The sequence below is a fragment of the Grimontia sedimenti genome, assembly GCF_011045095.1.
Classification (GTDB): Bacteria; Pseudomonadota; Gammaproteobacteria; order Enterobacterales; family Vibrionaceae; genus Enterovibrio; species Enterovibrio sedimenti.
Genome location: NZ_JAALDL010000024.1, coordinates 1 through 12405, shown reverse-complemented (window position 1 = coordinate 12405; position 12405 = coordinate 1). Strand labels below are relative to the sequence as shown.

Annotated in this window: 10 protein-coding genes; all 10 read right to left on the bottom strand. The window is 37.1% G+C overall.

Annotated elements, in window-relative coordinates; translation table 11 throughout:
* Positions 1–9: 9 nt before the first annotated feature.
* The 10 genes from gmd to G5S52_RS21565 all read right to left on the bottom strand — a co-directional run bounded on the left by gmd (position 10) and on the right by G5S52_RS21565 (position 12315).
* The gene (gene gmd, locus G5S52_RS21610; RefSeq protein ID WP_165018404.1) at positions 10–1116 is read right to left on the bottom strand and encodes a GDP-mannose 4,6-dehydratase; all 1107 of its coding nucleotides are present in this window, start codon (positions 1114–1116) and stop codon (positions 10–12) included.
* Positions 1117–1129: 13 nt separating this feature from the next.
* Positions 1130–1765 carry a glycosyltransferase family 4 protein gene (locus G5S52_RS21605; RefSeq protein ID WP_165018402.1) on the bottom strand — a complete coding sequence of 212 codons (636 nt, stop codon included), beginning with the start codon at positions 1763–1765 and terminating at the stop codon, positions 1130–1132.
* Positions 1766–2193: 428 nt separating this feature from the next.
* Entirely contained in the window at positions 2194–3267 is a 1074-nt protein-coding gene (locus G5S52_RS24390; RefSeq protein WP_165018400.1) for a glycosyltransferase, read from the bottom strand.
* 2 nt (positions 3268–3269) lie between these two features.
* A complete protein-coding gene (locus G5S52_RS21595) occupies positions 3270–4361 on the bottom strand; it encodes an acyltransferase family protein (protein WP_165018398.1) in 1092 nt (363 codons plus the stop codon).
* A gap of 7 nt (positions 4362–4368) precedes the next feature.
* Positions 4369–5424 (bottom strand): polysaccharide pyruvyl transferase family protein, encoded by a 1056-nt coding sequence (locus tag G5S52_RS21590; protein WP_165018396.1) that lies wholly within the window; start codon positions 5422–5424, stop codon positions 4369–4371.
* Positions 5414–6589, bottom strand: a complete 1176-nt coding sequence (locus tag G5S52_RS21585; RefSeq protein WP_165018394.1) for a glycosyltransferase family 4 protein — start codon at positions 6587–6589, stop codon at positions 5414–5416. The genes G5S52_RS21590 and G5S52_RS21585 overlap by 11 nt, the downstream gene beginning before the upstream one ends.
* Positions 6590–6654: 65 nt before the next feature.
* Entirely contained in the window at positions 6655–7818 is a 1164-nt protein-coding gene (locus tag G5S52_RS21580) for a lipopolysaccharide biosynthesis protein (RefSeq protein WP_165018392.1), read from the bottom strand.
* A 21-nt stretch (positions 7819–7839) separates the two neighbouring features.
* On the bottom strand, positions 7840–9123 hold the full coding sequence (locus G5S52_RS21575) for an O-antigen polymerase (RefSeq protein ID WP_165018389.1): 1284 nt from the start codon (positions 9121–9123) through the stop codon (positions 7840–7842).
* Between the two features lie 266 nt (positions 9124–9389).
* Positions 9390–11549, bottom strand: a complete 2160-nt coding sequence (locus G5S52_RS21570; RefSeq protein ID WP_165018387.1) for a polysaccharide biosynthesis tyrosine autokinase — start codon at positions 11547–11549, stop codon at positions 9390–9392.
* 325 nt (positions 11550–11874) lie between these two features.
* Positions 11875–12315, bottom strand: a complete 441-nt coding sequence (locus G5S52_RS21565) for an arsenate reductase/protein-tyrosine-phosphatase family protein (protein ID WP_165018385.1) — start codon at positions 12313–12315, stop codon at positions 11875–11877.
* Positions 12316–12405 lie beyond the last annotated feature (90 nt).

Here is a 12405-nt window from a genome sequence, read left to right as displayed (position 1 = left end):
GCCAATCCCTTAACTCTCTAGAGAAATTGCCACATCAAAGCCGTGCTCTTTCAGCAAAACATGTTGCTTAGCTTTGTCGATGTCAGAAGCCACCATTTCTGCACACATCTCTTCTACCGTAATTTCCGGCACCCAACCAAGCTTCTCTTTCGCTTTTGATGGATCGCCTAACAAAGTTTCCACTTCTGCAGGACGAAAGAATTTAGGGCTAACACGAACAATGATGTCACCCACTTTGACAGCTGGCGCCTTTGCACTATCGACCGCTATCACAGTCGCAATTTCATTCACACCTTCGCCAGAAAACTCAAGTGTGATGCCTGCCTCGTTCGCAGACAAACGAACGAACTCGCGCACTGATATTTGCTTGCCTGTGGCAATAACAAAGTCATCTGCTACATCTTGCTGAAGCATCATCCACTGCATGCGAACATAGTCTTTCGCATGGCCCCAATCGCGTAGTGCGTCCATGTTGCCCAGGTACAAGCAATCTTCCAGGCCTTGAGAGATATTTGCGATGCCACGTGTAATCTTACGCGTGACGAATGTTTCACCGCGACGTGGCGATTCATGGTTAAATAGAATACCGTTACATGCATACATGCCGTATGACTCACGGTAGTTTACCGTAATCCAATACGCATACATTTTTGCAACAGCGTAGGGTGAGCGAGGGTAAAAAGGTGTGGTTTCACGCTGTGGAATTTCACGCACTTCACCATAGAGTTCAGAGGTCGATGCTTGATAGAAACGTGTTTTCTTTTCCAACCCGTTGATACGAATTGCTTCAAGCAAACGTATAGTGCCGAGAGCATCGACATCAGCGGCATACTCTGGTGATTCAAAAGAAACCGCCACGTGCGACATTGCACCCAAATTGTAGATCTCATCTGGCTCAATTTCTTTAACTAGTCGAATCAAGTTAGAGGTATCGGTCAAATCGCCATAGTGCAAATGAATGTTTGAATTATCGTTACAAGCTTGGTCAATGCGCTCGGTATTATAAGAGGAAGCTCGACGAATTATCCCATGAACTTCATAACCTTTCGATAAAAGTAATTCTGCCAAATAGGAACCATCTTGTCCTGTGATACCACTAATTAGAGCTATTTTCATTCAAACACCTTATTCAACCGATGATTTTTGCTAAATTTTCTATATATTTACTTTTTGAGAAGTATTTTTCAGCGTAACTAATATTATATTTGGATATTGTCAAGGATTTTTCTACATTTCTGCAATAATCAAATATTGCAGACTCTAATTCGCTTACAGATCCTTTTGTAACTAGAGATCCGTTCACACCATGTTTCACTAAATCAGGGAGGTAATTATGATTTGTGGTAATTAATATACAACCAGAGGCCATTGCTTCTATTAATGATAAAGGTTGCGCTTCAGTTTTATAAAATGATGGTAATACAAATATCATACTTTCATGGAGTAGAACTGCTTTTTCTTTTCCGTCAATCGAGCCATGATATCTAATGTAATCTTTATCTTTAATAAGGTCTTTAAATTTAATTTTCACTTGTTCGCAAGAAAGAAAATCATCTGACATAGGCGCACCAGCAACATCCAAAGTAACCTCAACTCCTCTTGCTCTGAGGTTATCTACAGCCTCTATTAATTTAAATACCCCTTTGCTTTCCATAATATTTGAGAGATACAATAGACTCAACTCTTTCTTTTTATACACAGTCTTGTCAACAACATCTAAATCAAAGAAATTATGGACTACCTTAACCTCCATATTTGGAAACATTGAGTACTGCTCTTTCATTGATTCAGTTAAAACAATTGAAGTATGTATTCTTTTATAAACTGATCTTATCAAATGTTTTAAAAACCGGCCTTGATTACAATAAAATAATTTAAAGTCCGCACCATGAAGATGATTTACTATCTTAACTCTAAATAAAATAGCCGGAAGTAAAAAAAAGAGATCTCTAAAAAGCCAAACCTTGATCTTGAGGTTGTTATATAAACGGAAATTGGGTCATTGCGTAAAATCAGATTAAAATAAAAACGGAATAAAGAGTATGAATAATGAATTATAATTAAAAGCCAATTTTCTGGCGTCGAGAAGTCATAAAGACTCTTTTTTCCAGTATAACCTTCATAGATCGCTTTAAAAGCTAAAGATTGTCCAGTAAAAGGCTTAGGCATAGGCCCACAAAAAGGATCTTCATATCATCCACTTATAACATTTGAAAATCGTTTATACATATCATCAGAATTATAACTGATCGAGATAGTATCTAAAGAGTTCTTCTTAAACAGAATTCTTTCCTCAATACTAAGCTCATTATAAGCCTTCATCTTACTAATAAGCTCACCTAAGTTTCCCTTAGGAAATGTCCAGCCATTATATCCTTCAACAAGAGCTGAAAATTCTGGCATATGAAGCTGTCTATCATCATGAACAATAGCAGGTAACCCATAATTAAAAGCATGGATAAGGCTGAGTCCTACTGAACCAGAATAAACAAAAAAATCACATTTTGTCGCAATACTTGCTATTTCTGATTCACTAGTAACATTGCCATATAGTTTAACTACTCCATTCAATCCATTGGCATTCAAATAAGTTTCAACTTCATTATAGCAGGGGCCATCACCTATTATGTGTAGAGATATACAATCAGAAACTTCATGCATTGCACGCAGGACAAATTTAATATCGCTTTTAGCAGTAAGCCTTCCTATGAAAAGAGCATTTAGACGTTCCCCCTTAGAGTTAGCATCATTAATATAACCTTTCGGAAAACAGGACCTAATCTCCTTACTATCTAAGCCATTATTTAACGAGTATATATTATTATGCTTTTTTTTAAGTTTTTCCCTTTCGTAATCTGTATAGAGTAAGACCTTATTAGCTATTTTCATCAAAAAGAACCTTATTTGGCAAGAAAGCCCCCTCGTGCCAGCTGTCCATCCATGCCCCCACCAGACTGTCTCTATTTTTCTGATTCTACAAATTAGGAATAAAATCATGTAGTTAATAATTCTTGGATTACCATTTATAACTACAACATCACCTTTCTTGTAACAAAGAAACGGAACGCCTTTTTGCCAAAAAAAAATGCCACCAAATATCTTTTTAAAATTACCGATCTCGACAAAATATTTGCTACCAGAAATGGAATTCACTCCAAGAAAATCCACTTTAGATGCATAGACCTTGAGCAAAAACGAATCACTCAGTTTATCGAAGAGTGAGACTCTATATCTAGGAAGAGCTGGTTGAATTATATGAACATTCACAATTACGCCTTATTTCCAATTAGCTTTATAGTATATCTAGTTAAAGTTCTATGCCCACCATCCATTCTCGCTAAGATTACAGATATGAAAACAGTAACAATGATGGATAGTAAGCAAATTAGCATATGGTTATCGGGAGAAGAAGACTCAATCACAAAGAATGTAAAACCAACTATAGGCATATGTACTGCATATAGAGGAAATGATATCTTAGCCAAATCCGCACCGATTCTTCCAACTTTCAATACATTTGACTTTCTGATATATAAACTAAAACTAGATACAAACAGATAAAATGTTAGAGACAGCGCATAGTCTTCCAAAACACCAAAAGTAACAAATCTAGTACAGATCAAAACCGTTAAAAACACAATAACTGACAAATATTTGTTAATAACTACTTTATAGTGATAAAAAAGAGCTCCGATCATCCAACATGGTAATAGTAGGATCACTTTTTCATTAATCAAATATATTGCAAAAACAACCAAAATAGGAAAAAAGACACTCCTTTTTAAGAAAAAGAATATTATAAATGGCCATAGGAGATAATATACAAACTCAAATGATAGGCTCCAAAGAGGTGAGTTACTACCAAAGTGGCTTCCTATCAACTCCTGAAGAGATAATAGATTTATAATAAAGATAATAAGGCTGATATCGACTTTTTCTTTTGGAGGGACAGAACCATCAACTTCACCTAAGTGATAAACTGAGCTATAGCTTAGCGCTATAGAATCTAAAAAAAATGTAATGATTAGAACTGGCAACAGAACAATAAAGAATCTAAAAAATCTATTAAGTAAATAGTACGAGAAATAAAACTCATTATTATCAATGCCTCTTTTTATAGTACCATGAATGAAATAACCACTAAAAAAGAAAAAAATAATTACCGCTTGATGACCGAACCCTGAAATAAAATAAAAAATTTTGGTAGCAATATCCGGTGAGTATAGTTCAGAGTAAGTTGGTGCTAAAACCGCTCTAAAGTGCCCCAAAAACACAATTATCGCGCAAATTATTCTTAGAAAGTCAAATATGACATGTAACTGTCTATTCTCTGAAAAAGAATTATTATAAATTCTCACCATAACCATACTACTCGTATATACTTTCTAAATCATTTTTCACCATATTTCTTTGTTCAAGAAACAAATGCCCAAAATTAAAACAATTATAATTTTCTCCCATCATAAAAACTTGATTAGGCTTACTTAAATGCGACAAGTTAATTATATTATTTGAAATTCCTATATCTCTGAATAGTGAGCTAATCTTAACGTTAGATTCCGTTATCAAAGCTATTGGAATACACCCGCGAGACATTGCAAAAATCAGTACATGTAAACGATTTGAGAATACGATTTTGTAATCATTATATCCTTTGCATATGTTATCAACTTTCTTAACTTCAGAGTTTATTTCGAATTTTGATTTTATTGAATTCATAAACTCTAAATCTCTCTCAACTTGATATACTAACTCGACATTATCAGAGCCGAAATGTTCTATAACTTTCCCTATTCCTTCAATTAACTCATCGTTATTATCCCTTCTAAAAGATAGTGCAACTTTCCTCTTTAAATTATCAGATATAGGTTCACTATTTTCAAGAAGAAACGCTAGGTCTGTTGACCTTTCAACATTGCTAATCCCGATTCTACCAGCGTAACTTATAGAGTTAGAGTCTCTCAAAAAATGTTTATAAAAATATCGACCTTTTAACCTTTCGATTTTCTCTGTTTTTTTACCAAAGCCGCTAAATGAACCTCCAAACTTACATATCTTGACATTACATGCATATAGAATAGCGTAAATCACTAACTGCATTAAACCAGACATATAGCCTTTAATACTATCTTGCTTTGACCAATCGCCAGGTTTGGTAAAGAAGAATACCTTCTTCCTCAAAATCAAACTTTCTACAATCATATCAACAAGGAAACAAAAATTAGACTTATTTACCTCTTCGCTTTCATCAACCTTGAGTGATTGAAAAAACTCAACAGGAATCTCTGCTGAATTTACTTTAATTTTAGAGTGACTTCTTAGATTTTCTATTAATAATTTATTAATAACTAAATCACCAAAATTTTCGAATTGTGTGTTGGGCCAAATATATGTAATATTTTTTGTTTCTAACTTATTTCTCATTTTTAATTACTTCTTTATAAATACTTAAAGTTCTATTTTTATAGTTGCTACTTTTCTCCGCAATAAAAAATTTATTTATTCCTTCTCTATACTGAGAATAATCAGCAAGACTTAAATTTGAAAATTCTAGAATACACTGGTAGAATTCATCATTATCCTCAACATCAAACACTTTTCCCATACCATATGTGACTATATCATCACAGCAACCGGTTCTTGAAGATACGATACAAGGAATCCCTAGAGATAATGCTTCAATTACAGCCATTCCATATGCATCGGATAGACTTGGCAAAATAAAAAAATCCGCATCTTTCAGGTTAGATAGCACATCCCTTTTGCTTACCGGACCGATAAATTTGACATTTTTAACATCGTCAAAATCTTCTATCAATTTGTAGCATGCTTCGTCAATGGGCCCAATTATTGTAAAACTAATATCATTAGTAGATAATAATCTTGCAGCCTCTAAAATTTTGCCTATTCCTTTTTCTAGGCAAACTCTGCCAAGAAAGACAAAGTTCTTTATAATGTTTTCTTTAATAGGCTTAGGGTTATATGACATACCCATTGTCCCATAAGAGTTCACTACAAATTTTTCGGGGTCTATAATTCCTCTATAACTATCAACTACAATCTTTGAAGGGGCTATTATATAATCACTATCGATTAGTGTATTGTAATTATGCTCATGTCTAAATAAATTAGAAGAATGAAATTTTAGTCCATATCTATTGTATTCATCAGCATATATATTTTTTAGATATATTGGGTTAAGCTCATAACAGTCAGAAATTACTTTAAGCTCTAATTTACGTAGCCAACTTCCGTAACAAAACATCGGCCATCGGTGAACTAGAACCACGTCTCTATAGTTAACTCGGCTAAAATATAGATCACAAGCAGCATAAAAAATCTTGCCAGAATCAATACCTTTTCTTATTAAAAATCTATTTATATGGCCTAGAATGGTAAGAGTAAATGACCCTTTAATATTATCGTTTAAAATAGTAACTTTTCTCGATAATTTTGATAGCAATCCATTTCTATTTGTAGCATTTAGACAATAACCGCTTAGTGAAATTCCATTCTCTTCAAAAAACTGACTGTCATTAATGAAAGTTAATGAATGATCTGGCTTTGCAATTACTAGTACTTTTTTCATTTTATTTCTTCAATTTTAAAGGTAATCTAGGAAGTAACACATATTTAAAGAGGTTATATTTCAACTCACGACCGATAATTAGCACTGTGAATAAAAAACCAATAAATGAACTCATAGTTATCGAGAAAGCAAAAAAATAATAGCCTTGAATTCAAAGAGCTTGAATAGGATAATAAAAATACATTCATCAATATTATTGTTATCTCGACAAGTATAAATTTCCCCTCCATACCTAATTGCTTTATAGATTTTACATTAACTTTTCTGAACACTTGAAAGAATAGAGACAGTCCCCCCACATATACCATAAAACTTGCTTGCGAATACTTATCCCCAAATATATGTGGAACTAACCAATCAGTAAGATATAGTAGAACCAAAAAGCAAGGTAAGCCAACCCATATGAAAAAATAAAGCTGCCAACATACAATATCCTTAATATTATCTTTATTAATTATCGGTAATAGTATAGTTTGTGCAGTTGATATTATAACCGTAGTAACCGCTAAAGGGATTGTAATTGCTACAACATAGTTACCGAATTCAGCTGAACTCAGAATTGAACTCCCCACTAACTTATCAAGCTGTGACGATAATATTGTTAAACAGGTAATCGGATGAAAAATATGAATATTACTTATCACTCGACGCGTACAATAAAGTTTCCATTCTAGCTTCACCATATCCCTAACAATATACACTGAATAAATAGCCACAATAAAGTTTGATATCAGATACGAAATTAAAACTCCTAATATAGTTAGGTTTTCTATTGTAGCAAAAGAGATAATTAAAATAGAGTTAAGCAGTGGATATATATTTCTTACCAACATTAAGCCACTAAATTTTCTATCTCTTTGCAATAGAGCAATTGATATTAAAGTGGTGAAGTTAAGTGGTATAAAAATCAAAAAGTACCAGTAATACCCTTGTATTAACTCTTTGTATGAAGTAATGTGAAGAAAAAATAAAACAAATAGTCCAATAAGTATAGAAATGACGATCCCGCTTAATAAGTCAAGTAAAGTGGGATTGCCTTTTGACTTAACAATAATTTCATTTGAACTAAGATTAGAAATCGCAGATATAATTATTGATAGTGCTATAAGGATTGCTAAATCTCCTCTATCACTAGGAATGAGAAGTCTAGCTAAAATTAGTCCACTTAAGAAGTTAAGTAATAGGGAAAATACACTTCTCGAAAACACCACTCTTATATGATCAATCATTTTTATACTGACTCTCATATCTTATAAAATGATAGGTAATACCATATAAAGATACGACATCAAGTATCCCGGAAGATATCCTCTAGTAATATAGTGAAAAAGACTTGCGGTTGTCACCGCCGACATTATTAATTTTTTCTCGGTGGATATATTACCAGTAATTTTATTGACTACAACTCCAAATAAAGTCGAGCAAATTATAACCCCAATAATTCCAAACGAGAAGTAGAACTCTAAAACATATGTAAAGGCTTCACCAGCCTTTAAGCCTTCCATACTCCCCCAAGATTTAGCCGACTCTTCTAGCGATTTAGGGAAAGGCTTTGTTTCATTATCAAATATTGATTTTGGTAAGACCCTTATGAAAACATGAAGAAACATACTTTCACCAAAATCGTATTCTACATTATTTTCTTCCATATGCTTCAGTAAAGACATGTTTGATATATAATTTCTGGTATATCTAAAAACACTTTCTAAAGGCCCTTTTTCGTAACTTCCATGCATACTGAGTTCGGCAGCTGGCTCAATACCTCGGGATATAGATTTCACATAACCTCTAACATTCCCATACAATACATTAGATCCGATAAAGATAACCAATACGATCGCTATTTTTAATGTGCTTTTTTTGCTTACACCATTTAAATATATATGGCAAATAAATAACGCAAAGACTAGAATGATTATTCTATATCTAAAGCCAAATCCCAACATTATTATTACAACAACTATAGACCATATGAAAAACTCATTTCTTCGCATGCTACTCGCATAAGCCATCACTAATGCTGGGATCGAAAATTCAAATATTTGTTTTAAGTGATTGAATCTGTAATAGCTATCTCTTTCCCATCCGCCTGTTGTGTCATAGAAGACATTTACAAGAAATAGTGTTTTAATACCATATCCACTTATAGCCGCCCACAAAATAACTGATGCTATAGAAACACCTAAAACCAGCCTTATATATGTAACACTTATTTTTTTACTTTCATTTGTTACTAGAAACTCAGTTTCTTTTCTAGGTGTTAATAGATATCCAATTCCAAAAAATGCAACAGATAATATAGTTAATAGAATTCCCTTTGGGAAATATTCAGAAATATCATTACCAAATAAACCCAACCAATCATTAAGTAGTCCATAAGTCGGTGTTAAGAAGTCATACATCAACAACCATGCCATAACATAGAAGTATGCTAAATTCTTTAATAATCCACCTTTATATCTATATATTATGTATACAAATACTATCCAACAGACGAAATAGACGAATAGGGAGAGTGTTTCCTCAGTCATCATAACGCCTCATTTTATATTTTCTTGCATCTATAGCACCAAAAAATTCCTATAAAACAGACATTTACATAATGTAAACTTTCACTTTTAAAGAACTAAAAACAACCAAATAAATTTGCCATAGAAAAGTTTATGGAACTTACTCACTCCAGCATTGAGATAACAAGTTTGAGTCTTGAGGGTGTTTCTGCTCAGGCTAAAAGAGTTAAAAACAATCACACTTTTCTCATTGGGATTAATAAGCTATATTTTAGCCTTTAAAATGCTTACTATTTATAACTGTAATTATAGTAACCGTAGGCTCCGCCTCCATATGCGTTGGCTGCTTTACGTTCTACACAATTGAGAATAAAGCCTTTCACTTCAATACCTGCTTTTGCAAAGCGTTCATTGGCGACTTCAATCTCTTTAATTGGGTTTTTACCAAATCGTCCAACTATCAAAGTGGTACCCGCATGTGCACCAATAATCGAAGGGTCGGTGACCGCTAATACGGGTGGGGTATCAATAATCACTAAGTCGTAATTTTCTGATGCCCAATCTGTGAACGCTTTAAAACGTGGGTGCATTAGCAGCTCTGCAGGGTTCGGCGGTACTTTACCACGGGTGATCACATCCAGATTTTCTACACCGCTTGGCTTGATCACGTCTTGTTGCTCAGCCTGACCTGCCAGCAAGTCGGAAAGGCCATTGTCCCACTGCAAACCAAAATGTCGCTGCATATAACCTTTACGCATATCGGCATCCACCACCAGCACACGTTGACCAGTTTTGGCAATCACAGCCGCGAGGTTGGCAGAAACGAAAGATTTACCAATGCCCGGGCTTGGGCCAGAAATCATCAAAATATTGTTCTTGGCTTCCATCATGGCAAAGTGCAGGCTGGTTCGCAGGCTGCGCAGCGCTTCAATGGAAAGGTCAGCCGGGTTGGCTTCTGCCAATAGCGCTTCTTTTGCAGAAAGGCCGCGCTGTTTTTTCGCTTTCTTTTCTATCTGAACTTGCAGGTCAGAAAGCGGCAGGCTGGCGTATACCGGCAAGCCAATGGCTTCGACATCATCCGGGTTTTCAACGCCGCGGTTAAACGCCGCTTTCAGCAATGCAATCGCCACACCCAGCATGCCGCCTAGCAAGGTTGCCAAAACTGCAATCAAAGGTTTCTTTGGTTTTACTGGTTTGTTGTAAGATGCCGCTTCATCAAGAATACGCACGTTACCCACAGTGCTGGCTTTCACAATGCGCAGTTCCTGCACTTTGTTTAAAAGTTGCACATAGATTTGTTGGTTCACTTCTACATCACGGGTTAAACGCAGCACTTCACGTTGTGTTTTTGGCAGCTTCTGGGTTTGTTTAACAATACGCTCTCTTTCCTGAAGCAGGGTTTGGCGCTTGTCTAGCAATGCTGAGTAAACCGGGTGTTCTTGGGTAAAACGCTGGCTGATTTCACTTTCTTTGAAGGTCAGTTCGTTCAGTTGTTCTTCCAGCTTCACCATCACATCCAGTGTTGCTTTGGCTTCCAGGCTCAAATCGACGGATTCATTTTCCTGACGGAAAACGTTCAGCCTGTCTTCTGCTGCGGTCAGCTTGAATTTAATGTCTGGCAGGTTTTTGTTCAGAAACTCCAAGCTTTGTTCTGCTTCCGCTGCATTGCGTTCTACGTTTTGCAGGAAGTAGTTAGTGGCAATGTCATCCAACAAGGCTTCAATCAGCGCGCGGTTTTCCCCTTCAAAAGAAAGCTGCAACACGCCGCTTTGTTTACCACGTTCGCTCACGCCAAGGTTCTGTTGCAACCATTGAATGGCTTCTAATCTTCCGCGCTTGGCCACGGTAAAGCTGTCGTTGGTGTCTGCATCAATGCTGCGCACCATCAGGCTAAAGCCGTTTTCCTGAGCAGGCTCGCCAACCTTACCCACCAGCACTTCACGGCCTTCGGTATTCTCTAAGCGGTATTCACCGTTTTCTGCGTTGGTCACGACGATACGGAACGCTTCAGTGCGCGCATAATCTGGTACTTCAAAGCGCGCAATATCAATGCTGTTTACATTACCTGTTAAACGCGCCAAGCCTTTACCCACAACCGGGAAGTATTCTGGCGAGGAAATGGTCGTCAGGTTGAATTTATCAACGGTTTTACCCAGTACCATACGAGATTTGATGATCTCGATTTCCGTGGTAGAAGACGATTCACTGGCAAACAGTTCCCCCATCTCACCCAGCGCCGGCATACCGTTGCTTTTTTGCTCCACCTGGATCAGCGCATCGGCTTTATATACGGGTGTTGCCAGCAGTGCATAAGCCACACCAACCACGGCAAACACTGCGGTTACAGAGATGATCATCCAGCGGGCATCGATCAAAATGCCAAACAGCTTACCCAGATCGATTTCATCCGAATCAGTCGATCGGGAATGGGAAATATTTGATGTAGTCATAAATGCCAGTTAATAAATTGTTGGTAGAGACGGTCAAGGGAAGAACAAGAGCGGTCCTGGGAACATCCGGTCCTGGGTCCTCGGGAGAGCCGAGAGCGGTCCTTGGAAAAACCGGTCCTGGGTCCTGGGGAAAGCAAGAGCGGTCCTGGGAAAATACGGTCGTCGATCCGCTCTTTAAGCTCTTCCTAGGCCCTGCTCTTCCTAGGTCCTAGGTCCGCTTTTTAAGCTTTTCCCAGATCCCGCTCTTCCCAGGTCCTAGGTCCGCTCTTTAAACCTTTCCTAGTTCCGCTTCACGCTCTTCCCCAGGCCCGTTCTTTAGTTTCTTTTAAAGCTTCTTCGCCCATGCTTGCGCTGATTCGTCGAGTAACGACCAGGCGAAGTCGAAGGCTTCTCGGCTTTGTTTGTATGGGTCTGGAATGTCTTTTTGGCCAATCCATTGCCCGAATAGCATGGTCTTTCCTCGTGCGGCGGGCGCGATATTGCACACTGCATCGATATGGCCTTTTTCCATGACCAGAATCAGGTCATATTCGCTCGCCATGGCTTCAGTCAGTTGTCGGGAACCATGCCCTACAAGACTGATACCGTGGTCTGCGGCCACTTGGGTTGCCATGCTATCGGCGGGTTTCCCGGTTAATTTACTCTTTTCTACTGCAATTCCCGCTGAATCAATTTGTTTCCCGGGCAGTAAGCTTTTTAAAAGGTATTCGCCAGTCGGTGAACGGCAGATGTTGCCGACGCAGACGACGAGGATTTTGTTGAACATAGAATTCAAAGCCAATGGTTGGTCTGGGTTCTGGGTCCTGGGTCCTGGGTCCTGGGTCCTGGGTCCTGGGTCCTGGGTCCTGGGTCCTGG